Below are 25,673 nucleotides of genomic sequence, written 5' to 3'. Positions count from 1 at the left end.
CGCCCGCCGCCAGCGGTTCACCGGTATCCGCGTCCCCCGAAATCACCAGGCCACCAGCCTGTCAGCTGGCCCCCGCCTCGATCGATCGGCAACCGCAAACAGGCCCCGCTCACGCCGGACACGCTCCTCAGCCGTCAGTCCAACGCCATCGGGTATCTCCCCTCCGACATAGCGCAGACCGCGCCGACCGTCTGTAACCCACAGACTTACAAGCCAATCTCATTTGGCGTGTTCGATAGGTTGCTGCGGTGGGGATCATTGAGCGGCTGGTGCCGGATGAGCTGTGGGAGTTGTTCCAGCGAGTGGTGCCGGAGACGCCGACTCGTCCCCAAGGCGGAGGCCGGCGTCGGCATGGTGACTGGGAGGTGCTGGCTGCGATCGCGTTCGTGGCCACCTCGGGCTGCACCTTGCAACAGTTGCCGTCCGCCTCGTTCGGGCCGTCGGGAGCGACAGCTCACCGGCGCTTCACGGAGTGGTCGAAGGCCAGGGTGTGGGCGAAGCTTCACCGCCTGGTCCTCGATGAGCTCGGTGTCCGCGGCGAGCTGGACTGGTGCTTCTAGGATGCGTCGGCGTAAGCGAGATGGGTGCCGCAGAGGGTGCAGCGGAAGAGCATGGCGGTCGCCCCGTCGCCCAGGTGGGTCAGGAAGTGCTCAAGCTGGATTTCGTCGTGCCAGCCGTCGAGGCGCATGTCGGTCCGCAGCTGGTCGAGGGCTTCGGGGTGCGCCGCCAGTTCGGTGTATCCGACTTCGCCGATGAAGGCGGCCGCGTCCTGGCAGTGGACGAGCCAGTGCGGGTCCTGCCAGGCGTGGAAGCCAGGGGTGCGGCGGGTGACCTCGTGCAAGACGTCCTCGCTGACACCGTCGAGCCCGTAGGAGTCAGTGAATTCACCCACGAAGCGTCCAGCCGCGCTCCCGTCTGAGATGCACCACGGACAGAAGCGTCCGTTGACCTCGTGTGCCGTGTAGAAGGTGGCCGTGTAGATCCATCCCGTGTTGCGCTTGCAGCAGGCACACGTCTCGGCGGCCGCGCGGATGGACCCGCTTGCCAAAGGGTCTGGGTGATAGCGGAAGAAGGGCAGGCTGGCACTCATCGCCGGTTCCCGATCTGTGCCCTGGTGGCCATGCCTACTGATCCCATGGAGAGCAGTCTGTCCGCGAGCGGGTCGCCGATCAAGCGCGGCGTTGGACTCCTCGTGACCAGCCAATTGAGACAGCTTGTAAGACCGTGTCCTACGTGGTGAGGCGGACGTTCGGGGACCGTGGAGTTGGATCGTGCCGGATGGGCTGTGGGAGATCGCGAAGCCGTTGATCCCACCGTCGCGAGTGCGGCCGCAGGGCGGCGGAACGCAGGACACGCCTGATGAGACGCTGTTCGCGGCCATCATCTACGTCCTAGTCAGCGGCTGCGCCTGGCGCCAACTGCCGCCTTGCTTCGGCATATCGAAGTCGACTGCTCACCGCCGCTTCCTGATCTGGTCGAGAGCCGGTGTCTGGGGCCGCCTGCACGAGGCCGTGCTGCACCGACTCGACGACGCCGGCCTCATCGACGTCACCCGCGTCGTTCTCGACACAGCGCACGTCAGGGCTAAAGGGGGGCGAACACACAGGTCCGAGCCCCGTGGACCGGGGCAAGCCGGGTTCCAAGATGCACATCCTGTCGGACGCGAACGGACTGCCTCTCCTCGTCGGCGTCTCGGCCGGCAACACCCACGACAGCGAAGGGCTGAAGCCCATGATCGAGGGTCACCAAACGAGACACGACCCTCACAACGGCCGGTACTTCAAGCCTCAGCGCCTGCACGCGGACAAAGCCTACGACCGTGCCGACCTGCGTAGATGGCTTCGATGGAAGCGGATCGGAGTGCGCATCGCGCGCAAAGGCATTGAATCCAGCGAACGATTAGGGCGGCGCCGCTGGGTCATCGAGCGGACCATGTCCTGGCTGTCCGGCTACCGCCGACTCAGCCCACGCTACGAACGCAATCCCCGCAACTACCTGGCCTTTCTCGGACTCGCCGCCGCTCTGTGCTGCTACAAACGGCTCGTCCGCCTCACCACGTAGGACACGGTCTAAGTAGTGCGGCGGGCGGCCAGACTCGCTGGGCATTCTGAACGGGAGCAGGCCCGTCCGCGAGGTCATGCCAGTTCTGCGAGGTTGTGCAAATCGTCACGGACGAGGCTGTCGCGTTCGGGCGCACTCAGCCAGCGTGCCTGGGAGCCGCGGTGGTCCTTTTCGACCCACAGCACGTCGTGCACCGTCTCGGCGACTGGACGCAGGTGGCTGATGACGGCAAGCAGTGTGTCGGTGCCGACGTGCGTGCGCAGGACCTGCAGGGCGCTATCGAGGGAAGCGCTGTCCAGGGTGCCGAAGCCTTCGTCGAGGAAGAGGCTTTCCATGCGGGTGCCGCTTCGGCCGTGCATCTCCATCAGCGCGAGGGAGAGGGCGAGCGATGCCTGGAAGGTTTCCCCGCCGGAGAGGGTGCGTGAGCTGCGGCGGGTATGGCTGGTGAGGCTAACGATGTCGAAGTCGTCTGCGAAACCCAGCCGTCCGCCGGAGAGCTGCTGCAGCAGCTCACTGCCGTGCGCGAGCAGAGCACGGGTGCGCAGGTCGGTGAGGTGGCCGAGGAATTTTCCGTCCGTCATATGGGTGCTCACCGCCTGCCAGGCAGCCAGCTGGCGTTCGCCTGCGGCCAGGGCATCTGCCAGTTGTTCCTTGTGGGGGATCTGGGACTCGGCCTTCTCCGCGTTGCTGAGGGCGCGTTCGGCTTCGTTGCGCAGGGTGCCGGCGTGGCTGCTCAGGCCGTCGAGGAGGGTGGGGTCCAAAGGATCCGTCTCCCCGGACATCTGCAGCATCGTGGTGCTGGGGTAGGCGACCGCCACCTCCTGGGCATGCGCAGAGAGCCGTGTGGTCAGCTCCGCCATGGCCGCGCGGGCCGCGGTGTCGTGTCCGTCCAGTGCCGTCAGCAGCAGCGTGCCAGCGGTTTTCAGAGCTGCGGCGTACTCCTCCGTAGCTGCAGGGTTGCTGGCCACGCCTGGGGGAGGCAGTGCGGGGCGTGCGGACTCCTCGACCAGTGCTGCTGCGCTGCTGGCGCTATCCGCCCAGCGCTGCAGCCGTACTTCGAGTTGATGCAGAGGGTCAGTGACCTCTCGCTGTTGGCGTCCTGCCAGTTCGCTCTGCTCGACAAGCAGCTCCTGCGCACGTGTCTGCAGTTGGGCCTGTTGTCCGGCCAGTTCCTGCTGGCGGCTCTGTTCGTGGCGCACTGCCTCGGCCGCGGCTGCCAGATGATCGGCGGTGGGCAGCTGCGGAGGTGGGGGCAGCGCGGTCCGTACGGGTTCTGGCATTGCGGACAGGCTTGCCAGCAGGCTGCGCTGCTCGTTCTTGAGGTGCTCGCTCCGTTTTCCAGCCTGCTCGCGGGCCTTGCCTGAGTCCTGTGTGGCTTTTTCCAGCACAGTGCGATCCGCGCCCAGTTGGGCTTCTGCCTGTGCCAGCGCACTCCTGCCGGCATCGGCTGCTTCCTGCAGCTGAACGACACGGCCGCGGGCGACCTGTAGGAGGACACCGGTCAAGGTCTCCCGCTCGACGGCAGTTGGCTGTGCGCCGTCGGTCAGGCGGGCAAGGGATGTCGCGACCGCGGTCTCCAACTCCTTGGCGAACGCAGCCGGCTGGGGGTGGTCGGTGCGCGAGGCGAGTTCCATCGCCTGCTCACGCACCGCAGGAAGGGACGCTTCGAGCTGAGCGGCGGCTTCCTTGACCTGCTGCTCGTGTTCCTGCAGGGTCCGCTGAAGCCCCTCGACCTCGTGCGTGTGGCGGGCGTGTTCCTGCTCGGCGCTGCTCAGCGCGGCGGAGGTACTCTCTACCGCGGCCGCGGCTTGAGCGAGGGCTTTGTCGTCCTGCGGCTGCGGCGGTTGGTAGTCGTCGGGCAGTGGTCGGGCACAGACGGAGCAGCCGTCCCCTGGGACCAGTCCATCGCCCGCGGTGTGTGCGGCCTCCTGGCGCCGGATGCCGTCCAGCACGTCCTGCGCCGCGACCACCGCGGCCCGCGCCTTGTCCGGGTCGCTACCGGGAGGATCCTGCAGGAGGGTACTGAGCCTCTTGCTGGAAGTGGCGCGGTTGGCACGCTGGAGGGCCAGTACGCCGGCTGCTTCGCCGGCGTGCCGGACGGCGGTCGTCAGTGCCTGCAGCACCTCGTTGGCGGCAGTGGCATCCTCGTCGGTGTCCTGCGCCTGTGCACCCAGCTCGGCGACGTGTGTCTCGGCGTTCTTCAGCTCGTCGGCACGCCGGGCCAGGGCCTCTTCCTCGCTCGCGAGCTCGTCCAGGAACTGGGCGTGCTCCGCCTGCCCCTGCGCAAGGGTGCTGAGCCTGCCGGGCATGTCCCCGAGAACCTGGGCGGCTGCCGCCAGGACGTCGGGAGCCAGCCCCGCTGCGACGGCCCTCTCCTGCTCGGCAGTGACAGCCGTGAGGCCGTTCTGGACGGCGGTCTCGGCTGCGGCGTTGGCTTCCTGCAGTTGCTGCAGTTCTTCCTGGGCCTGCCGGACAGAGGCCGTGATGCGGCCGTAGTCGGCCACGCACCGCTCGGCGAGTTCGGCAGCGGCCTTCACACTGAGGCGGGCATGCTGCGACGTCTGTGCGGCCTCGGTCTGCAGCCGGCGCAGTTCGGCCAGCCGGTCGTCGAGGTCTGAGGCGCCGAGGAAGGCTCGTTCGTGCCGCTGCCGGTCTGCCTGGGCCTGAGCGCCCGGGTCGGCAAGCAGCCGGGCGTCTTCCTGCCGTGCCTGGCTGATGAGGTCCTTGATCCGGCTGACGGCTCCGTCGGCGAGCTGGCGTACCCGCTGCAGCTCGTCGACACCGAAGAGGGACTTCAGGATGCGGGCACGCTCGGCGTCACGTGCGTTGAGCAGGTCGCCGAAGCGTCCTTGCGGGACCAGGACGGAGGATTTGAAGGTGATGTAGTCGATTCCCAGGAGTTCGCGGACGGCCGCGTCGACAGCGCGTGCGCCGTCGGTGTGCTTGCCGTCCGGGTCCGTCAGCCGTGCCTGGGTTCCGCGGGTGGCGTGGAAGACGCGGTGTGCCCGCCATTCACGGCCGTCCACGCGGAACACGAGGTCGACGCTCATGGCCTGGCAGTCGTCGGAGCGCAGCTGGGCCGTCTGGTCGGTGAAGGAGCACCTGCCGTACAGGGCGACGGCGATGGCTTCCAGGATGCTGGTCTTGCCCGCGCCGGTGTCGCCGAGGATGCCCACGAGGGTCTTGCCGGTGAAGTCGATCTCGCAGGTGCCGGGGTAGCTGCGGACCCCCGAGAAGGTCAGGCGGACGATCTTCATGAGGTGGTCTCCGTACCGCCGTGTGCGGCGCTGGTCCAGGGGCTGGCGATGGCTTCGGCGAGCAGATGCTCGGCGGGGCAGGGAGTAAGGCCGGAGTCCGGTGTGCTCAGCAGGTCCGCGAACGCGGCCACGACCTCGTCGGCGTGCTGCCCGGGGGTGCCGGCACCGGCGAGGTAGGCGCTGAACGCTGCAGTGACGTCGAGTTGCCCGTCGTCGGCCGCGTCGGCGCCCGACAGGACGGTGGCCCGGGTGGCCGCGCACTCTTCCTCGAAGTCCACCAGCACAGCGTCTGGTACCAGGTCGGCAATCCGCTCTCCGAGCCGGGGGACTGGCTCGTCAGTGCGGATGACTGCCTTGAGGTAGACGCCGGTGTACTGGGCAGCAGCGGCGCCGAGTTCCTCCAGGGTGCCGTCGAAGCGGGCCAGGCGCCGTCCGGAGCGCAGTGTGTGCGGGGTGGTGAGCGTGCGCCGGCCGGGGGCCGCGTCGACGACGGTGACGCTTTTGGTCTCTTCGCTCTCGCCGAAGTCCATCTGCAGGGGACTGCCGGCGTAGCGGGCGGGCAGACGCCCGCTGCCGACGGGCTGGGGTTTGTGGATGTGTCCCAGGGCGCAGTAGGCGACCTGCGGGAGGGCGTCCGCGGCGGTGGCATACGGCTCGCGTGCCTCCCACATCCGCTCGCTGTAGGAGGGCACGGCGTTGGCCACGTACTGGTGGGCGGTGAACAGCAGCACGTCGCGGCCGGGGTCGTAACCGTTGAGCAGCCGGGCGAGCAGCCCGTCCTGCAGTTCCCGCAGACCGGCCGCGTAGGCGCCCTCGGTGGTCCCGAAGCCGGGGAACAGATGCAGATAGCGGTTGGGGTGCACGTATGGCAGGGCGGCCAGGCGGATGCGCTCGTGTCCGTCGTGACTGTCGAAGTCGAGCACGGTGCCCGGTTCCGTGTCGCCCCGGCTGTGCACGAAGTGCAGGCGGCCCTGGTCGGCGTCGGGCCGCAGCGTGCACACATAGGCCAGCAGGTCGAAGAGTTCGGGGGAGTCGTGGTTGCCGCCCAGCACCACGGTGGGTGCGATGCTCGCGAGGCTGTCGAGGCAGCGCATCGCGCGCAGGATGTCCTTGTGGGCGGGCCGGTAGGTGTCGAACAGGTCGCCGCTGTGCACGATCAGATCCGGCTGCACGGACTCCGCTATGGCGATGATCTCGGCCAGGACGGCGTCGAACTCCTCGTCCCGGGAGCGGCGCCCCAGGGTGCGGCCCAGATGCCAGTCGGATGTGTGCAGGGCTTTCATGAACGGCTCTCCTCGGTGACGGCAGGACTGCCCGATGCCCACTGCGCAGCGGCAGTTGGCGAAGTGCCGACGACTCTACAGCAGCAATCACAGGAGAAGACTGGAAAACCTTGGAATACGGTAGAGTGGTGGCCATGCACGAGCATCTGGACGCACTCGAACAACGCATGCATCAGCTGCAGCAAGCCATGCGGCGTGCCCAACTGGCCCGTGACAGCGACCAGGTCCAACAGCTCCGTGGCGAACTGCGGCGTGCCCAGCGCGCCTGGGACGCCCTCTTCGCGCAGACCGAAGAGGGCGAGGAGAGCAACACTTCCGATGGCGGCGAGAACAGCGCTCCGGCGCAGGACGCTCCCGCAGAGCCGCAAACCCTGCTGCCCGCACGTGAACAGGTCCACCAGGTCCTGACCCTGCTCGCCGTGCCGGCCGCCCCCAAGCTCATCAGCACCGTCCATGAAGCCTTCTTCGCCGGTGGGCTGGCCCCCTCCCGGCTGACCAGCCTGCGCCGTGACGAGGAACGCTCCTACCGCAGCGCCCCCGGTGCCCGCCCCTACTACCTGTGCCCGGCGCTCACCTCCGACTTGCTCTCACCCGCTCGCGGCCTGCTCACCGTCAGCACCTGGTCTTTGGAACACCGGATCGTCGGCCCGCTCAGTGCCCGCGTCCACTTCCTCACCAGTGCCCTGAACATTGCGGATGCCGCCGAACGCCTCGACATGACAACCCTGCCGCTGCCCGTCCGCCAACTCCTCGTGCGCTACGCCCAGAACATCCCCGGTGCCCAGCCCCCCATGCCGCACCCTGGCCCGGCCGTAGCACCCCTCGACCTGGCCCTGCTGCGCCGTGCCGCCGAGGATGAACTCACCCTCCACACTGCCAGCGACACCACCACCCGCACCCAGGCTGCCGCCCGTGCCCGCAGCCAACTCGACGCCGCGGCACTGCTGTTCGGAGGGTCCTTCCAGTCCGCCCGCCGCCTGCGCTCCGTCCCCTGACCGCCTGCGCCCTGTCCCCGCAAGGAAGATCTGTGAGTCAGCTCAACGACCGGCTCGTCGCGCTGCGCGGCCCCGTCCCTGCCAAAGGGCACGACGCCCGCACGCTCGCGGCCCTGACCGCCAACCCCGGCTGCAACCGCCGGGCCCTGCTCGACGCTGCCGGTATCGACAAGGACGCCATCGCCGTCCATCTGGGCAAACCCCGCCCGCTCGTCAAGTCTTCCCTCGCTCTCAGGAGCGGAGCCACCTTCGAACAGCAGGTCAAGGCCGATGGCTGCGCCGAACTGCTGCGTCTGCTGCGTGACGTCCTGAATCTGCCGCTGCCTGAAGCCGCCCACACCGACCTCGCGGTGGTCGGCACCCAGGACGCCACCCCCCAGGTGCGTTACATCCACACCCGCAATGCCGTACTGGAAGCGCTCCGTTCCACGAGCCCCGCCCGCACACTGCTGGACCACCCCATCCTGCAGTTGACCGTCGCCGGTCACCCGGTCTACCTCGAGCCCGACGTCGTCGCCTTCCAGATCGACGGCGTCTTCCACATCATCGAGATCAAATCCTTCGCCGTCGTCGACCAGCAGGCGAACGGGACAAAAGTGGCCGCCGCCGTCACCCAGGCCGCCGCCTACGTCCTCGCCCTGCGCGAACTCCTCGCAAAAGAAGGCATCGACGGCGACAGGGTCTCCCACGACGTCATCCTCGTCACGCCCCGCAACTTCACCCGCCGGCCCACCGCCAGCGTCGTCGATGCCCGCAAGAAGATCGCCGCCCTCACGAGGCAACTCAACCGGCTCACCCGCGTCGAACCGCTCCTCGACGCACTGCCAGCCCGTATCACGTTCGACCTGATCCTCGACCAGGACAAGCGGCCCACCCGCGACCCCAAGGAACTCACCGCCGCCTTGCAAGCCACCACCACCCGCTACACCCCTGCCTGCCGCCATTTCTGCGACCTGGCCTACGTCTGCCGAGGCGAAGCCCGCGATGACGGATCGATCGACGTCCTGGGCAGCGACATCAGCGACGACCTCGGCGGCATCGACCACATCGGCACCGCCCTGCGCCTCGCCGACGGCACCCGCACCCCCGCCGCCGACCAGGCCGACCTGGCCGCCGCCCTCCGGCACGCCCACGCCGTCCGCACCCAACTGCGGGAGTCCGCATGAGCCGACTGTCCACCCTGCTGCGCCTTGAGGCAGCCGAGACCGAAACAGTGCAGGACGCCAGCATGGTCGGCCACTTCCACCTTGCCGAGCAGCCACTGATCTTCCTGCCGCTCAACCGCTCCGGTACCGAAGCGACCTTGCTGGCCGTCATGTTCGGCGACGAACCGGACCGTCCCCAGCTCCTGGTCGCACCGCCCCATGGACGGCCCGCCGCGTTCCTGGAAGAACTGGCCGGCCACATCCTCACCTACATCGAAGGCTTCCAGAACACCGAATACCTGCCCGCGAAAGGCAAGAAGCCTGCCCGCGAGCGTCATACCCATGCCCCCCAACTCCTGGTCGCCAACCGAAGGTCCCTTCCCTACGTCGGGCGGCTGGGCCGTGCCCTGCGTTTCACCGAGCCGCCCGAAGGTAGCGACCCGGCCCGCAGCGTCGGCCGCCTCGGCCAGTGGCTCACCTTCTTCGCCGACCACGCCGAACAGCCCGGCTCCGCCCTCCTGCTGGCCCTGACCGATCTGCTGGCCACCCGCTGGATCACGGGCCAGAGCCGCCTGGAGGACGAGTATCTTGCCGCCCTCCTGGCCTGGATCGACCCTCCCCCCGGCACAACAGGCCTGCGTGCCGCCCTCGATGCCGAAAACCCCCAAGTCCCCGGCCCCGACGGCCAACTGCACCGGCCCGCCGGCCCGGCCACCGACCCCTCCTTCGACAGCCTCGAACTCGACCCCCTGCTGACGGCCTACGACGACGCCGCCAAAGAAGGCAACGCCGCCGCGATGATCAGGCTCACCGACCGGCTGCACACCCTCCTGCACAACTACCTCAAGCCCACCTGGGACGACGCCTGGCACGCCCTCGGCCTGCTGCGCAACCTGCCCCAGACTCACGACGCGCAGCGCCGCTGGGCCGCCGACCGCGACCGCTTCACTGCCTACACCACCTACCTCGCGGCCGACGGACGCCCCCAGCCCATCAAGGACGATCCCGTCTCCGCCGCCCGCCGGCTCGCCCGCATGGAACTGGCCCAAGGAGCCTTCGACGCCCACCGCGCTTTGGAGGACCCTTACTTCATGGCCGAGCGGCGCACCACCGGAGAAGCCGTCGCCGGCACCGTCACCGAGGTCGACGCCCACCACACCGTCCCCGGCGCCCGAAGCCCCAAACTGCGCCCGCGCCTGACCCTGCACACCACCGACCCAGTACGCCTGGACATCGGCCATCTGCTCGCCGGACCCCACAACCCCCGCGTGCACATGGCCGTACGTGCCATCACTCCTCATGGCCAGGGCACGGACCTCCTGCTCGAAGTGATGACGCTCACCGGCACTGTGAACAAGCCCAGGACCGACTCCGTCCCCGCCGTCGGTGATCTGCTCGAGCTGACCTTCGCCCCCGAGTTCTTCAGCCGGCCCCCGTTCCCCCGCCGGGAGAACACTCCCTGGACCCACGGCGGCCCCCAGCACAACCACCCGGCCGCTGTCCTGGAGGAGACCGAGGAGCCCCAGCCGTGACCCAGCCACCGATCCCGCCCACAGAACTGGCCGGCCAAGCGGTCACCGCCGTCCTGACCGCACTGACCGGCACCACCGCGCGGCCCCTCGTCGTCGACTCGCCCCCCGGCGCAGGGAAATCGACCCTGGTCGTAAGCGCAGCCCGTGCCCTTGCCGACGCCGGCGAACAGTGCATCATCATCGCCCAGACCAACCACCAGGTCGACGACCTCCTGGTCAGCCTCGCCGATCCAGAAGCGCCCCGGCTGCGCCTGGGACGCCTCGCCGGGCACAACTACGAGGCGCCCGAAGAAGTCCTGGCCCTGACCGACACCATCATCAGCAAAGACATCAAAGACGTCCTCGCCTGCGACGTGATCATCGCAACCGCCATGAAATGGGCGTACGTAGACGGTCCCCGCTGGAAGTGGGCCATCATCGACGAGGCCTACCAGATGCGCTCCGACGCCCTCCTGCTGATCGCCAAGCTCTTCGACCGGGCCCTCCTCGTCGGCGACCCCGGACAACTCGACCCGTTCTCCATCGTCAGCACTCCCCGGTGGACCGGGCTGCCCCACGACCCCCTCAACAACGCCGTCACCGTCCTGACGAACCACAACGACACCAGCACCCACACCCTGCCCGTCTCCTGGCGGCTTCCCGCCTCAGCAGCCGGCATCGTCTCCCGGGCCTTCTACCCCTTCACCCCCTTCCAGCCCGCCACGGCCCCCGCCACCCGCGCCCTCACCTTCACCATCAACGCTTTGCACAACCCCTTCGATGCAACTGTCGAGGAAGCTGCACGCACCGGGTGGGCCCTGCACGAACTCCCGCCCCGCCACACCGCACGCATCGATGCCGAGGCCGCCCACGCCACCGTCGCCCTGGCCTCCCGCCTCCTGGAGCGCGGAATCGAGGCCGTCTGCGAGAAGTACCCCTCGGGTCGGCGCCTGCAGCCTGCCGACATCGCCATCGGCACCGCTCACCGGGAGCAGGCCCGTAGCATCCAGCAACTCCTCAACCGCAGCCCCCACGCCCGAGGAGTGCGTGCCGACACCGCCAACCGCCTGCAGGGCCGCGAGTTCGCCGTCACCATCGTCCTGCACCCCCTCTCCGGCCGCCGCGACGCCTCCACCTTCCACCTCGAAGCCGGCCGCCTGTGCGTGCTGGCCTCACGCCACCGTCACGCCTGCATCATGGTCGCCCGCGCCGGTATCGCCGACCTCCTCGACCGCCACCCCTCCAATGAGCCCGTCGCCCTCGGCGTCCCCGCCAAGTTCCCCGACGGCTGGGAAGCCCACCAGCACGTCCTCGACCACCTCTCCCAGCACCGCGTCCCCGCCGCCTGACCGCCCCGCACCGGAAGCCGCATCCTGCCCATGGCACCCACCGAGCTGACGCTGCGCCCTCACCAAAAAGACGCGGTCGCCGCAGCCACCAAGACCCTGACCAGCCACCCCCGCGCGAGCGTGATCGCCGCCTGCGGCACCGGCAAGACCCTGATCGCCGCCCGCACCGCCGCCCGCGTCGCTCCACGCGGCCGTGTGCTGGTGCTGCTGCCGACACTGGACCTGCTGTCGCAGACGATCCGCTCCTGGCACCTGGCCGGCCGCAAGGGGACCGCCGTGGCGGTGTGCTCGGCCCGTCAGGCCCTCGACCACGAGCCGCTCGGCGCTGACATCCCGCTGACCACCGACCCCGCGGACCTGACCGCCCTCACCGTCACATCCCGCCCCGGGCCCCTCACCGCCTACGCCACATACGCCTCCCTGCCCGCGGTGGTCGCCGCCCACCGCGACCACCGCCTGCCCCCCTGGGACCTCGTCGTTGTCGACGAGGCCCACCGCACCGCCGGCCGCCTGGGCAAGGCCTGGGCCACCGTCCACCACGACGACCAGGTCCCCACCGCCCGGCGCCTCTACCTGACCGCCACCCCGCGCGTCTGGGACCCCGATGACAGCCCGGACGAGAACACGGAGGCGATGGCCTCCATGAACGACGAGAACCTCTTCGGCCCCGTCGCCTACCGGCTCCCCCTCTCCGACGCCATCGACCTCGGCCTGCTCGCCGACTACCAGATCCTCGTCCCCGTCGTCACCGACGAAGACCTGCGCGACTGGCTCGCCACCGGACCCGGGGCGGGCGTCGACGGACTGCGCCTGGCCGGCCGCCAGGTCGCCGCCCTGCGTGCCATCCACGATCACCAGTTGCGCCGCATCCTGACCTTCCACCACCGCGTCGCCGACGCCCGCGCCTTCGCCGCCACCCTGCACGACACCGCCGCCACCCTGCCCAGCCACCTGCGCCCCGAAGGACTGTGGGCGGACTGGATCAGTGGACGCCACGCCCCCCAGGTCCGCCGCCGCCTCCTTTTGGAGTTCGCCTCCCACGCCAGCCCCGACGCCCCGGCCGTGCTGTCCAATGCACGCGTGCTGGGGGAGGGCATCGACGTGCCCGCCATCGACGCCGTCGTCTTCGCCGACCCCAAGAACAGCCCTGTCGACACCGTCCAGGCCGTCGGCCGCGCCCTGCGCCAGCAGCCTGGTGCAGGAAAGAAGGCCACCCTCGTCGTCCCCGTCTACCTCACCCCGGGCGAAGACCCCGACGACCTCCTCGGCGCCGACGCCTACACCCCGCTGTGGCACACCATCCAGGCCCTGCGCGCCCACGACGACCGCCTGGAGGCCCGCCTGGCCGACCCCCGCACGTACCGCCCCACCATGCCTGCGGACGATCCCGAGGCATGGCTGCACTTCGACCGCCCCGCCCAGGCAGAAGAAGTCGCCCTCGCCCTATCCCTACGTGTCCTGGCCCCCAAGAGCGCCGAATGGCGCCGCGGCCTGACCGCGGCCCGCCGATACCACCGCGCCCACCACCACCTGGACGTCCCCCAGACCTATCAGGACCCCGCTGACTACCCACTGGGCCGCTGGCTTACCTGGCAACGCCACCTGCACACCGCCGGCGCCCTCGACCCAGCCCGTACCCAGGCCCTCGAACGCCTCGGAATCATCTGGGATCCCCGCCAACAGGCCTTCGACCGCGGCCTCGCCCACGCCGCCGCCTACGCCGCCCGCTACGGCCATCTCGCTGCCCCCGTCGATGAGGTCCACGACGACTATCCCCTGGGGCGCTGGCTGGCGACCCAGCGCACCCGCGCCAGCCGCCTCACCGCAGAACGGGCAGCTGCCCTCACGGCCTTGGATCCGTGGTGGAACCCGCCCTGGCCGATCGCCTGGCAACGGGCCTACCACGTCGCGCGCAGAGGCCCGGACGAAGCAGGGACGGCGGACGCGGGGGAGTGGCTCAAGACTCAGCGTGCCCACGTTGATCACTTGCACCCAGGGCAGCTCACTCTCCTCGCCCAACTGGGACGTGACCCGGTACCTGCTCCCGGCTCCCAAGCAAGCGGCCGACTGCCCGCGAGGGAACGCGCCTTCCTGCGCGGGCTGGCTGCCGCACGGTCCTTCCTTGAGCGGGAAGGCCACCTCGATGTGCCCCAACGGCACATCGAGACCTTCGACGACGGCGACCCCGTGCGCCTGGGACAGTGGCTGAGCAACGTGCGACGCCGTCGTTCCGCGCTCAGTTCCCAGCGGCGGGCGGCTCTTGCCGAGCTCGGCCTGTGAGCAGGCGTCAGACAAGCACCGGCAGCGGGGCGAGCCAGATATTCGATAATTTGTTCGTTTAGCCGTGTTTGTCAGTGCCGCCTTCTAAGGTGAGGCCTCATCCGCCTCGGCTGAGGACGGGCACGGCGTCTCGTATACGTGTGAACTGGGGGAGAACGCGTGGACTTTGAGGATGTCGCAGGGCTTCACGATCACCCGGCATGGCGGCTGTTACGGGCTGACCATGCCCCGCTGGTGCTGGCATTCTGCGGTGCGGTGTTCGTCGATGAGAACGCCCGAGGCGTCCCCGAAGCGGTCCTCGTCTCCCGTCTGGACGACCAGCTGTATGACCTCAACGAGCGGGGAGCAGGTTCGTTTCCGCGGCCGGCCGCGGCCTATCTGACGGAGTGGACCGCCAACGGATGGCTGCGCAAGTACTACCCGCCCGGTGAGGACGAGGCGCACTTCGACGCGACCAGCGCCCTGGAGAAGGCGGTTGCCTGGGTCCGGGGGCTTCCCGCCCGTTCCTTCATCGGAACCGAGTCCCGGCTCAACACGATCGTCGCCCTTCTGCGGCAGATGGCGTTCGGGACCGAAACCGATCCGCAGGCACGGATCGACGAGCTGAGCCGCGAACGCGACGCGATCGACACCCAGATCGCGCAGCTTCGTGCCGGCGAGGTCGACATGCTGTCTCCGCTGGCCCTGCTCGACCGCTACCAGCAGGTTGAGACTACCGCGGTCGAACTCCTGCGGGACTTCCGCGAGGTCGAGGCAAACCTCCGGGAACTGGACCGGCGCCTTCGCCACGACGTCGCCACCGCAGAAGGCGGCAAAGGCGATCTGCTGGCGACGTTCCTCATGGATCGCGAGGCGATCGCCGAATCAGACCAGGGCAGGAGCTTCCAGGCGTTCTTCGACTACCTGCTGTCCCCGCAGCGGCAAGAAGAACTCCGCGACCTGCTCGGGCAGGTGAACCTGCTGCCCCAGCTCGAAGGCAAAACCAACCGCAACCTGTTGAAGATCCCGTTCGCATGGCTGGAGGCTGCCGAGAACACCCAGAACACAGTGCGCCAGCTCACCGAACAACTGCGCCGCTTCCTTGCCGACCGCGGCCAGGACGAGAACCGCCGCGTCCAGGACTTGGTTCGCTCCATCCAGCGCCGCATCGCGGAACTCGTCGGGCACAAGGACCTGCCGGGCCTGGAACTGGACCTTCCTCAGGTGGAGCTGGCACTGCCCATGGAACGGCGGCTGTACATGCCCATCGAACGGGTGGAGCTGGACAGCACTGTCGAGGAAGCGCTCGACGACGCGACGGAGCTGGACATCTCGGAACTCATTGGCGGCGTATTCGTGGACCCGGAGATCCTCGCCATGCAGGTGATGACAGCCGTCCGCGCGAGCCCCAGCGGACAGATGACCTTGGCCCGCGTCCTCGAGCAGCATCCTCTTACCCAGGGACTGGCCGAGCTGCTGACCTACTTCCAACTGGCCCGGCCAGGCCTAGGCGTCGTGATCGATCCGGACCGCACCTGGGAGCTCGTCTACGACAGGGTCGGCTCAGCCGGCCGCACCGCGGCCACCGTCCCGCGGGTGACCTTCGTACGCAACGACGACGGCGAAACCGCCGCCGAAGGGGAGTAGCCGTGAGTGACACGTTGACCGTGCCCGTGGTGAACCTGCTGAAAGCAGGCGTGCTCTACCAGAGCGACGCCCCCGGCGTCTGGGACCAGATCCTCGCCCACCAGGCCGCCATCGGCGACTACCTGGCCGTCCTGGGCCTGCACCTCGTCATCGATCCCGCCGAAGGATACGCATTCGCACGGCAACGCGATCCGGACACGCGAGACGACGGCGCCAGCGTGCCCCGGCTCGTCACGCGCCACCGGCTGTCCTTCGCCGTCAGCCTGATGCTGGTGCTCCTGCGCGGCCGGCTCGCGGACAGCGACGCCACCTCCTCCGACACCCGCCTGCTGCTGTCCCGCGACGACCTGGTGGACATGGTCCGCGGCTTTCTGCCTCCGCGCAGCAACGAAGCCCAACTCGTCGACCAGATCGAGATCCACATCAAGAAGCTCTGCGACCTCAAGGTACTCAGAGCCACCAAGCAAGCCGGCTGGTACGAGGTACGCCGCCATCTCAAGACACTGGTCGATGCCCAGGTACTCGGCGACTACCACGACCTCCTCGCCACCTACCGCGACACCCTCGACGCCCCGAAGGACGACGTATGAGCCTGACCACCGCCGCGGTGCCCCTTCCCCAGGAGTACACCCCCGCCGACGACGCTCCCGCCGTCGGCCCCGGCTTCAGACTCACGCGGATCGAAGTGCTGAACTGGGGCACCTTCCACCGCACCGTCTGGTCCTTCAACACCGACGGCGCCAGCGCCCTGCTGACCGGCGCCGCCGGATCGGGAAAATCCACCCTGGTCGACGCCATGACCACCCTGCTGCTCCCCGCCCACAAGATCGCCTACAACAAGGCCGCCGGAGCCGAGGCCAAAGAGCGCGACCTGCGCTCCTACGTCCTGGGCTACCACAAGAACGAGCGAGTCGAAGCCACCGACAGCACCCGCCCGGTGGCACTGCGGGACGCCACCAGCTACAGCGTGATCCTCGGTGTCTTCACCAACTACACCCTCGGCACGTACGTCACCCTCGCCCAGGTCTTCTGGGTACCCGACGCCAACATCAGCCAGCCGGACCGCTTCTTTCTGACCGCCGATCGTCCCCTTTCCATCGAAGCCGACTTCACACGCTTCGGCACCAGCATCACCGACCTGCGCCGCCGCCTGAAACAGACCGGCGCCGCCCTCTACACCAGCTACCCCGCGTACGGGAAGGCGCTGCGCCGCAGCCTCGGCATCCCCAGCGAGCAGGCCCTTGACCTGTTCCACCAGACCGTGTCGATGAAGGCAGTCGGAAGCCTCGACGACTTCGTCCGTGAACGCATGCTCGAACCCTTCGACGCCCAGGCGGCTGTCGACAAGATCGTCGCGCACTTCGACGCGCTGACCGCCAGCCACGCCGAGGTCGTGCGGGCCCGTCAGATGATCGAGCACCTGACGCCCCTCGTGGAGGCGTGTGACCGCTGCGATGCCATCCAGGCACAGATCACGCTCCTGACCCGGCGCCGCAACGCCGTGCCCCTCTTCTTCGCCCAGCGCCGCGAAGACGCCCTGACGCAGCTCGGCGTGGACCTCCACACCCGCATCCGGCAGCTCACCGAAGAACAGCACAAGCGCGCCCAGCACCTGGACGGACTGCGATTGGCCGCGGAGGGGCTCAGGCGCCGTATCGACGGCGCCGGAGGCGAACGGCTGGTGGAACTGAGGGCCAGGATCGACGAGCTCGGCCGCGAGCGGGACCGCCGCCGCAAACGGTCGGGCGAGCACCAAAGCTGGCTCGAGCGGGCCGGACTCCCACCGGTCAACGACCCGGCATCGTTCCACGAACGCACCACTCAGATCAGCCGCGCCCGCGAACAGGCCACCCAGCACGAACAGCAAGCCCGCCAGGAACTCGATGAGCTCGCCGTAGCCCGCCACGCCAACACCACGGCGACCGAAGCGATCCGGCGGGAGATCACCAGCCTGCACAGCCAGCGCTCCAGCATCCCGGCCCGCCTGCTGGACCTGCGCCGGGACCTGGCCGCCGCTGCCGGCGTGGCTGTGGAAGAACTCCCCTTCGCCGGTGAACTCATCCAGGTCCGGGACAGCGAAACGGAGTGGGCCGGAGCCGCCGAACGCGTCCTGCGCAGCTTTGCCCTGTCTCTTCTGGTCCCCGAAGCCCACTACGCGAACGTCTCGCACTGGGTGAACGGCCGCCACCTGGGACTGCGACTCGTGTACTACCGCGTGCCCGCACATATCCGGCCGACAGAACTGCCCACGGACCCCAGCTTCTTGACAGGCAAACTGGAACTCAACCAGGACAGCTGGGCCCACGACTGGCTCGCCACCCAGCTGCGCTCCCGGGCCGACTACCACTGCGCGGGCGACCTCGACACCTTCACCCGCTCCACCCGCCCGGCCGTCACCAAGCAGGGCCTGATCAAGAACGGAGGCGGCCGCCACGAGAAGGACGACACCTCCCGGGTCGACGACCGCCGTTCCTGGGTCCTCGGCTGGACGAACCAGGCCAAGCTGACAGCCCTCCTCGAGGAAGCACAGCGCCTCACCCAGGAGAGCGCCGAGATCACCGCACGCACCCGCGCTCTCAAGCAGCAAGAGAGCTCCAGGTCCGGCATCCGTGATGCTCTCGCCCTCCTCGCGAATGTCGAGAACCACCACGAGATCGACTGGCAGGCGGCTGTCCTCGAACTCGAAGAACTGCAACAGCGCAAGCGGACCCTGGAGACCGAGGCCGGCCTGGACAAGCTCACCACCGAGCTGCAGGAGGCCGAAGAAGGAATCAAACACGGCACCAAGGACTTCGACACCAGCCAGGAACACCTCGGCAGTCTCCGCAACGAACACAAGCGCGTAGCCGCCCAGCTGGACAAGACCACCGCACTCCTCCAGCGTGCCGATCTCACCGACGTGACAGAACACCGTGACGCACTCACTGCGTTCCTGCCCGGCCCCACTGACAGCGTGCAGCACCTTCTGGAGCAGTTGGACGCCGCGGAGACCCTTGCCGCACAGCAGCTTCTGCACACCCGCGAAAGCCGCACTGAGACATACCGGCGCGCCGCCTCACAGACAGCCTCGAAGATGGCGACCTTCCGGGACACCTACCGTCAGTTCACCACCGACCTCGACAGCAGCATCGAAGCAGCGGACGGCTACCGGCAACTGCACAACCGTCTCACCGACGACGACCTCCCCCGCTTCGAGACCCAGTTCCTGCAGTACCTGCGCACCAACGTCATCCGCGACATCGCCTCCTTCCAAGCTCACCTCAGCGCCCAAGAGCAGCAGATCCGCGAGCGCATCGAGGTCATCAACGCCTCGCTAGCCGCCATCAACTACAACCCCGGCCGCTACATCCGCCTCAACGCCGCGCCCACCCCAAGCGTCGAGATCCGCGACTTCCGCCGGGACTTGCGCACCTGCACCAGCGACGCCCTGGCCACCGATCCCGACGACACCTACACCGAGGAGAAATTCCTCCAGGTCAAACAACTCCTCGACCGCTTCAAAGGACGCCCCGAGCACACCCGCCACGACGCCGACTGGACCGCTCGCGTCACTGATGTCCGCCGCTGGTTCATCTTCAACGCCAGCGAAGTGAACCGCGCGGACGACACCGAACACGAGGTCCACTCCGATTCCGGCGGCAAGTCAGGCGGACAGAAAGAAAAACTCGCCTACACCATCCTCGCCGCCTCCCTCGCCTACCAGTTCCGCATCGACTCGGGCAACAGCAAGACCTTCCGCTTCGTCGTGATCGACGAAGCCTTCGGACGGGGCGACGACCCCTCCGCGCACTTCGCACTCGATCTGTTCCAGCGCTTGGGCCTTCAGCTGCTCGTGGTCACCCCGCTACAGAAACTGCACGTCATCGAGCCGCACGTCACACGAGTCGGCTACGTGGACCGCCCCGACACAGTCCGATCCCGCCTGAATACGCTCACCATCGAAGAATTCCGGGCTGCCCGCATGAAGGCAGCCCAGATGCCGGCCTCCCGACCTGGGTCTCAGCCATGACCACACGCCAGTGGACCAGCCCCGAAGACGTCATCGAAAGCCTGCGCCGAAAATGGAACAGCGGCCGCTACCTGGCCGCAGCCGCACAGGGGCATCCCTTCGAGCCCATCTCCGTCCCTCTCAAAGGCCCCACCTCCACCGACGTCAACCGCCACTACAGCAAAGCCCTTGAATGGGCACAGTCCTGGGCAGCACACCACCACCCCCACATGCGGATCCAGACCAAAACCATCGGCGGACACCACAACACGCCGACGAACACGATCCCCATCCGGATCTGGGTGGACACCCTGCACCAACTCGTCACCCTGCTGCAGACGACCGCCGAAGCCGACCTTTTCCACTCCCTCCACGCCACCACAGCCACCACGGACCCAGCCCTCACCGAGTGGATGGCCGCCCACCCCATGAAGGTCCTCAAAGCAGCCCCCCACTGGCAGCGCCTCATCGACACCGTCGCGTGGTTCCGCAACCACATCGCAGCCCCGGTATATCTACGGCAGATCGACGTCCCCGACGTCGACACCAAATTCATCGAGGCCCACCAAGGAATCCTCGGCGAACTCCTCGACCACAGCCTCCCCGCCGACCGCATCCACCACGAAGCCCCAAGGAACGACCTCGCCGCCCGCTACGGCCTGCTCAGCAAGCCCGCCTACGTACGCCTGCGCCACCTCGACAACCCACCGGGCCCCTACAGCGAACTCACCGTCCGAACCAGCGAACTCACCGCAGCACCACCAGGCACCCATACCGTCATCGTCCTCGAAAACGAGATCACCTACCTCTCCCTGCCCCCCACACCCGGCACCACTGCCCTCCTGGGCTCCGGCTACGCCGCCTCGCTCCTACGCCACCTGCCCTGGCTCGCCGACATCGATCTCTGGTACTGGGGCGACATCGACACCCACGGCTTCGCCATCCTGAGCCGGGTACGCAGCCATTTCCCGCACACCCGATCCCTCCTCATGGACCGCCACACTCTCCTTGCCCACCGAGCGCACTGGGGCGAAGAGAAAAACCAGACCACCGAACCACCCGCACACCTCACTTCGGCAGAAGCCCAACTGGAACAAGACTTGCGCCGGGGCACCTACCAGCCGCATTTGCGCCTGGAGCAAGAACGCATCCCCATCAGCGCAGTAGCCCACGCCGGGCCGTGGGCGGACAGCAACAGCACCCACCTCCCCGAACCCTAACGACCCACCAGCACCCCCGACCTGCATGATCTCGCCGCGCAGGTCAAAGACGTCCACTTCGGCCTGCGCGATGCCTGGGTCGACGCACTCACCTTCCCCGGCCGTGGCTTCAGCCTCTACAGAGCGGGCCAGCCCGACGAGCACGCCGCCAGCCTTCCGCCAGGACCTCGCCGGCACCTGCGTCCGCACGTCGAGGTCCGCGAAGTCCCGCAGGTACATCTGTGGACCATGCCGTCAAAGCGGTCGGTGTGCAGGTTAGTGAAAAGCTGTCAGTACTGTGTCACAAATGGCCTGTAGCCCCGACCAGTCCTGCGTCGCCATCGCGGACGGGGAGTCGGTTGCTGTGCGCACCTTGGTCTGGAAGGCCTGCTGCAGCGCAGCCTTATTGGTGATCTCGCCCTGGTAACGGTTCATGCCGGGAACGAAGGAGCGCCACTGCACCGGCGGCAGTGAGCCATCTTCCCGCACGAGCAGGTCGCGGCCCAGGTAGAGCTCGATCGAACAGGCGGCGCCGTTGATGTCGGCGTGTTCCTGGCGTCCTTCAGGAGCGTCGCACGTAGGCGGGCCGATCGTGGGGTAGCGGCGGGCCAGCTCAAGATCGGGGTAGCGCAGGGCTCGGAGGTTGGCCGGTAGCGTGTCGGGCCGCAGGGCGCGCAGCGCATCGCAGCCCGCCGTGTCGTTGTCGAAGAGCCCGACGACCCGGTTGGCGATACCCGCAGCGGCAAAGGTCCGGAGGGTGGACGCCAGGGGTCCAGCCCCGCCGGCGGGCCGGTATGCGAAGTCCATGAATCGCACCAGATCCTTCAGATGCGGATACAGCAAGGCGAAGCCCGGCTCCAGGATGGCCACATCGGAACGGCCCTCGGTCAGCACCACCAGGGGAGTGCACTGCGAAGCCTCAAGACGCAGCTGATCAACGGCAGCGGAGGCGCCAGCGAAGGTCTGCCAGCCTTCCGCCGTGCCCAGCGCCAAGCGGACCGTCGCTGCGGGGACAACACTCAAAACGGCCCGGAGGAGCACGTGTTCCTCCTCCACCGCATGGCTCATGAGCCGGTAAGCGGCTTCGGAAAGTTGGCCCGCGCCGCCGACGGCGTCCTGGATGTCCTGCACCCACGCTGCCAGGGTGTAGTCCCGCGTGCATACGCGCGATCCGTCACCGTCCGATTGGCAAGCGGGGCAGTTCAAGTCGTGGTAGGTCTCCAACGGCTTCAGCAGGCTGTCCATGAATGCCATCGCCACGGGCTCGGTGATGCCCATGGCATCGAGCCGATCGGCGATCAAGGGCCCCGCGCCGACAAGGTCTCTCATCGGCAGCCCTTGCGGAAGCCGGTGGCCGAACGACGCGGCCTCCTTGGCGCTCAACTCCCTGTACGCATCCATGTTATTGGTGAACGCGGAGAGAACACGGTCGCCGATGCCCTCGTGGAAGCTGCAGACGCGGACGTCACCGACGTACAGGCCCGATAAGTCCATGAACTCCATGCTGTGCATGGTCCCAGGGGCTCTGCTCGGCTACACGCGGGTTTTCGCCGCCAGAAGCCCATGCCAATAGAAGGACGGCGGCGGACTCTGTGGCCGCGCCCGTATCCACAGGGAGCGCGATCAGGCCGGCGGGATGCCGATGGGATGTCGCCCCGTCTTGGAGCTGAGCCAGGAGGCGGCACGCCCCGAAAGGTCACCACGGGACAGCAGGAGTGCCCTCGGCCGTCAGCCCGTTCGCCAGCATCGCCTGCCACTGCCGGCCGGGGTCGTCGTCCTTGCGCCGTGCAGCCAGGTCCTCCAGCGCTTGCCGGTTACCCGCGTCGGCAGCGAGCCGAGCGAAGTGTTCGGCCCGCGTGAACTCGCCCGCCACTTCGAGGTGCTCGGCGAGCAAGCCCGGCGCCCATGCCAGGGCCTCGTCGTAGGCCCGCCACAGCAACGGCATCACCTGCTCGCCTGTGCGGTGCTGTGCCAGGCGACGCAGCGCCCAGGAACGCTGGCTGGCTGGTGCCTGCCAGGCAAGCTGCTCCGCCGCCTCCAGCCGACCCTCCTGCTCGCGGCCCCTGACCAGCTCCCACAAGGGCGTGGTGTAGCCGCGTGCCGCAGCGTGCAAGGCCCACTGGTCGGCCTCACCGGCCAGGCCGGCTTGCTCGGCCCGCTCCACCAGCGCCCGGACGGCCTGTCTCACCCGGGCGGCTGCTGCACGCTCCAACAACACCCGGCGCACGGCATCGGGAACCTGCTCGTCGTGCAGGGCGCTGTGAGCCAAGGCCCACAGCGCCCACGGGTTCGCCCGGGCCACTTCACTCTGCAGCAGCGACTCCGCCTCCTGCGTGTGCCCGCGCTCGCGCAGACGGCGCAGCAACTGCTCCAGCCCCCAGGCGTTCCCGGCCTCCGCGACCTCCCTGAGCGCACCGTCACCCGCCGTCGCACCCTGCGTGCCGTCCAGCAGAGCCACCAGCTGGCGCAGCGCCCACGTCTGTCCGGACGCCATGGGCAGCACGGCCGGGTCGAGGTACTCGCGAAGCGACCGGCCGCCCATCTCGAAGTCGATGAGGGCCACTCCGGCTTCCCGCTGCCGACGGCGGCGTTCGAAGACAGCGATCGCATGCCGGTACAGGCGGGCGGCATCCGCGCTGCGGCCGTCGGCCTCAGCCTGCTCGGCGAGTTCCTTCAAGGGCGTGGCCTCGCCAGCGGAGAAGGCCTCCCGGGCGGCCTGCTCCGCCTCGGCCGCGGACCCGCCCGCCAAAACAGCCAGCTCGCCCAGCGCACGACGGTCGCCCGCCGCCCGCAACACTGCCCGCGCCCCCTCCAGGTCGCCTCGCTCGCGCAGGTCGCCCGCGTAGGCGCGCAGAACCTCCGGATCGCTGCACCGGGCGACCTCGGCATACCAGCGGCCCGCCTCCTGTGTCTCACCGTCCAGCATCAGGGCACGGGCCAGATGCAGCTGGGCAGTGGCGTTACCCCGGCCGGAGGCCTCCCGCACCAGCTGCTCGGCCTGCTGATACTCCTCCTGCTCCAGCAGCGGCATCAGCAGATCCTCCAGAACATCGCCGTCACCGGCGAGCGCGGCCTGCTCCTGGACACGGCGGGCTTCGCCGGCCCGCTGACGCTCCTGCCACAGCCAGGCCAGAGACTGCCCGGCCTGAAGGTCACCCAGATCCAGAGCCCGCTGATACAGGCCGGCGGCCTCGGCATCACGCCAGCGTGCCTGCGCCGCCTGTCCCAGCGCCCGCACGAGGTGAGCATCGGGCAGGTGGCTGCGGGCCGCGCGCCAGAATGAGGCCGGGGGAGCCGAGAACCGGCGCTCCGTCCGCCCGACATGGTCCATGTAGTCGGCCAGCCGGAACCCGTCCTGCCCGCTGTCCGCCGGCCGGGCCCGTACACGGCTGAGCAGCCCCCGTACGCCCTTGCTTGGCTGCTGTGTGTAGGCGAGGGCGTCCTCCAGCCAGTCCTCGCCCAGCGCGTCGTAGGCATCGTCGCTGAGATAGCCCTCGGCCGCGGCCTGGAGGAATTCCCGCTCCACCAGCGTCACGCCGCCCAGCCGGCTCGCGTCCATGGCGGCACTGATCACCGCACGCGCCGCGGGCGGGGCCGTACGGTAGCGCTCCAGCAGGGCCGGAGCCCCTGCCAGGTACTGGGTGATGCGGCCCTTCGCCGTATGAGCCAGCGCGTCGGCCAGCCGGGGATCGTGGCCGCCCACCGTCCGCGCATCCTCCAGCTCCTGCGCCTCGAACGCGGCCGGCACGTGCACGGCCTTGCCCTCGAGCAACGCCCGCGCCTGCGCATACGAATCGGGCCTGCCCGCCACGCGTGAGGCGGTCAGCGTGTCCCAGAACTCCGGCCAGGCAGTCCCCAGCACGAGCACCGGCCCGTTCGTGCTGTCCTGCAACATCTCCCGCAGACCAGCCGCAACCTGCTCAGCGCCCGCGCCGGCCTGCTCGCCGACGTACTGCTGCAGCTCGTTGAGCCAGATCGCGGTACGCGGCGCGATGCCCTCCTGCAACGCGTTTGCCAGAGCCCGGGCTGGCGACGGGTCGAGTGGATGCCACAGCCGCCATCCGGCCGGCAGCTCGGCCACCGCCTCCCAGCACGCCCTCGTCTTGCCCGAGGACGACTCACCGACCAGCACCACCATCCGGCTCGCACCGCCGACGGCCTGTTCCACCACCCCACGAACCACCTCATCGTGGGCGCGCCGCACGTACAGCGGCAACGCCCCCGGCACCGCGGCCGCCACGTCGACGGGCCGGTGCACCTCCCACTCGCTGAACGCCTCCTCAGGCCGCAGCTCGGCGACCAACCGGCCCCGGACCGGCGCCCGCAGCGCGGGCCCGTCTCCCGGGACCGGGCGAGCAGGACGGCCGCCACGCCGCTGCCGCCGCTCTTCAACGGCGCCCTCCCACAGCCTCAACCACCCCCCAGGCGCCCCCGCACGGCCCGTCTGGCGAGCCTGCTGGGCGAAGAAGGAGACCAGGAACTGCACCACCCGCGCCTGCGACGGCACGGACCGCCCCGCCAGCCAATCACTCAACGAGGACGTACTCAGTCCGACGGACGGCCGCTGCAGTCGCCCCTGACGCACCACCGCCGCCAAAGGGGGCGAACCCGCCCCCTCATACAGGTCCTTCAGCATGGCCGTAAAAGCCCGCGCTGCCGTGCCCTGTTCCACCAGCACCCCGGTATCCACTCGTCCGCCCACCCCTGCCCCGGAAAACCCGCCATATGGGCACTGACCAGCGTAGACGCTCCCCACCCTCCATCCGGAACATCGCCGGAAACCTGCCGGACGGAACCCAATAGGCCACCAAGAGACCCGCCGCACCGGCGGAACACCCAAGGAGGCCACGCCCATGTACCGACTGCTCGACCTGCTCAACAGCCACCTCGCCACCACCCTGTTGGCGACCCATTCCCTCACCGTCGGGGGACTCGCCCTGACCGCCGTGTACGCACCGACGGCCCAGCGCCGGCAAGCC

The 25,673-nt window shown here is 68.8% G+C and carries 15 protein-coding genes and 1 pseudogene; 11 read left to right on the top strand and 5 right to left on the bottom strand.

Going from position 1 to position 25,673, the window contains the following annotated elements:
- Window positions 1-248 precede the first annotated feature (248 nt).
- A pseudogene (locus RFN52_RS00080) lies at window positions 249-551 on the top strand (transposase); the annotation flags it as partial.
- Window positions 552-556: 5 nt separating this feature from the next.
- Here RFN52_RS00080 and RFN52_RS00075 read toward each other — a convergent pair.
- Entirely contained in the window at window positions 557-1,090 is a 534-nt protein-coding gene (locus RFN52_RS00075; protein ID WP_184854683.1) for a CbrC family protein, read from the bottom strand.
- A gap of 178 nt (window positions 1,091-1,268) precedes the next feature.
- Here RFN52_RS00075 and RFN52_RS00070 point away from each other — a divergent pair.
- A protein-coding gene (locus RFN52_RS00070) for an IS5 family transposase (protein WP_311241205.1) occupies window positions 1,269-2,061 on the top strand; the annotation gives its coding sequence in 2 pieces (ribosomal slippage) (window positions 1,269-1,588 and window positions 1,587-2,061; 795 coding nt in all).
- Window positions 2,062-2,135: 74 nt separating this feature from the next.
- Here RFN52_RS00070 and RFN52_RS00065 read toward each other — a convergent pair.
- Entirely contained in the window at window positions 2,136-5,318 is a 3,183-nt protein-coding gene (locus RFN52_RS00065) for an AAA family ATPase (RefSeq protein ID WP_184854684.1), read from the bottom strand.
- The gene (locus tag RFN52_RS00060) at window positions 5,315-6,601 is read right to left on the bottom strand and encodes a metallophosphoesterase family protein (RefSeq protein WP_184854685.1); all 1,287 of its coding nucleotides are present in this window, start codon (window positions 6,599-6,601) and stop codon (window positions 5,315-5,317) included. The genes RFN52_RS00065 and RFN52_RS00060 overlap by 4 nt, the downstream gene beginning before the upstream one ends.
- 134 nt (window positions 6,602-6,735) lie before the next feature.
- On the opposite strand from RFN52_RS00060, the gene RFN52_RS00055 reads away from it, so the two are divergent.
- The 9 genes from RFN52_RS00055 (at window position 6,736) to RFN52_RS00015 (ending at window position 20,715) form a co-directional block, all read left to right on the top strand.
- Window positions 6,736-7,596 carry a hypothetical protein gene (locus RFN52_RS00055; RefSeq protein ID WP_184854686.1) on the top strand — a complete coding sequence of 287 codons (861 nt, stop codon included), beginning with the start codon at window positions 6,736-6,738 and terminating at the stop codon, window positions 7,594-7,596.
- Between the two features lie 32 nt (window positions 7,597-7,628).
- Complete coding sequence (locus tag RFN52_RS00050; protein WP_184854687.1) at window positions 7,629-8,762, top strand: hypothetical protein; 1,134 nt, start codon at window positions 7,629-7,631, stop codon at window positions 8,760-8,762.
- Window positions 8,759-10,273: a hypothetical protein gene (locus tag RFN52_RS00045; protein ID WP_184854688.1), complete on the top strand. Its 1,515-nt coding sequence runs from the start codon at window positions 8,759-8,761 to the stop codon at window positions 10,271-10,273. The genes RFN52_RS00050 and RFN52_RS00045 overlap by 4 nt, the downstream gene beginning before the upstream one ends.
- Entirely contained in the window at window positions 10,270-11,601 is a 1,332-nt protein-coding gene (locus tag RFN52_RS00040) for an AAA domain-containing protein (RefSeq protein ID WP_311240817.1), read from the top strand. The genes RFN52_RS00045 and RFN52_RS00040 overlap by 4 nt, the downstream gene beginning before the upstream one ends.
- A gap of 30 nt (window positions 11,602-11,631) precedes the next feature.
- A complete protein-coding gene (locus RFN52_RS00035) occupies window positions 11,632-13,881 on the top strand; it encodes a DEAD/DEAH box helicase (protein WP_184854689.1) in 2,250 nt (749 codons plus the stop codon).
- 159 nt (window positions 13,882-14,040) lie between these two features.
- Window positions 14,041-15,507, top strand: a complete 1,467-nt coding sequence (locus RFN52_RS00030; RefSeq protein WP_184854690.1) for a DUF3375 domain-containing protein — start codon at window positions 14,041-14,043, stop codon at window positions 15,505-15,507.
- Window positions 15,508-15,509: 2 nt separating this feature from the next.
- A complete protein-coding gene (locus tag RFN52_RS00025; RefSeq protein WP_184854691.1) occupies window positions 15,510-16,097 on the top strand; it encodes a DUF4194 domain-containing protein in 588 nt (195 codons plus the stop codon).
- A complete protein-coding gene (locus RFN52_RS00020) occupies window positions 16,094-19,516 on the top strand; it encodes an ATP-binding protein (protein WP_184854692.1) in 3,423 nt (1,140 codons plus the stop codon). Before RFN52_RS00025 ends, RFN52_RS00020 begins: the two co-directional genes overlap by 4 nt.
- A complete protein-coding gene (locus tag RFN52_RS00015; protein WP_184854693.1) occupies window positions 19,513-20,715 on the top strand; it encodes a Wadjet anti-phage system protein JetD domain-containing protein in 1,203 nt (400 codons plus the stop codon). The genes RFN52_RS00020 and RFN52_RS00015 overlap by 4 nt, the downstream gene beginning before the upstream one ends.
- A 255-nt stretch (window positions 20,716-20,970) precedes the next feature.
- On the opposite strand, the gene RFN52_RS00010 is transcribed toward RFN52_RS00015, so the two are convergent.
- Both RFN52_RS00010 and RFN52_RS00005 read right to left on the bottom strand, forming a co-directional pair.
- Window positions 20,971-22,197: a hypothetical protein gene (locus RFN52_RS00010; protein ID WP_184854694.1), complete on the bottom strand. Its 1,227-nt coding sequence runs from the start codon at window positions 22,195-22,197 to the stop codon at window positions 20,971-20,973.
- A gap of 193 nt (window positions 22,198-22,390) precedes the next feature.
- Window positions 22,391-25,372: a hypothetical protein gene (locus tag RFN52_RS00005; protein WP_311240816.1), complete on the bottom strand. Its 2,982-nt coding sequence runs from the start codon at window positions 25,370-25,372 to the stop codon at window positions 22,391-22,393.
- Window positions 25,373-25,673: the final 301 nt, after the last annotated feature.

It is taken from the genome of Streptomyces collinus (genome assembly GCF_031348265.1).
In the GTDB taxonomy this organism is placed as follows: Bacteria; Actinomycetota; Actinomycetes; order Streptomycetales; family Streptomycetaceae; genus Streptomyces; species Streptomyces collinus.
This window is presented reverse-complemented; position numbering and strand designations above follow the sequence as displayed.

Excerpts from the sequence above, each read along its gene's own strand:
- RFN52_RS00075 (WP_184854683.1), bottom strand. The coding sequence starts at position 1,090 with ATGAGTGCCAGCCTGCCCTTCTTCCGCTATCACCCAGACCCTTTGGCA.
- RFN52_RS00065 (WP_184854684.1), bottom strand. The coding sequence starts at position 5,318 with ATGAAGATCGTCCGCCTGACCTTCTCGGGGGTCCGCAGCTACCCCGGC.
- RFN52_RS00060 (WP_184854685.1), bottom strand. The coding sequence starts at position 6,601 with ATGAAAGCCCTGCACACATCCGACTGGCATCTGGGCCGCACCCTGGGG.
- RFN52_RS00055 (WP_184854686.1), top strand. The coding sequence starts at position 6,736 with ATGCACGAGCATCTGGACGCACTCGAACAACGCATGCATCAGCTGCAG.
- RFN52_RS00045 (WP_184854688.1), top strand. The coding sequence starts at position 8,759 with ATGAGCCGACTGTCCACCCTGCTGCGCCTTGAGGCAGCCGAGACCGAA.
- RFN52_RS00035 (WP_184854689.1), top strand. The coding sequence starts at position 11,632 with ATGGCACCCACCGAGCTGACGCTGCGCCCTCACCAAAAAGACGCGGTC.
- RFN52_RS00020 (WP_184854692.1), top strand. The coding sequence starts at position 16,094 with ATGAGCCTGACCACCGCCGCGGTGCCCCTTCCCCAGGAGTACACCCCC.
- RFN52_RS00015 (WP_184854693.1), top strand. The coding sequence starts at position 19,513 with ATGACCACACGCCAGTGGACCAGCCCCGAAGACGTCATCGAAAGCCTG.
- RFN52_RS00010 (WP_184854694.1), bottom strand. The coding sequence starts at position 22,197 with ATGGAGTTCATGGACTTATCGGGCCTGTACGTCGGTGACGTCCGCGTC.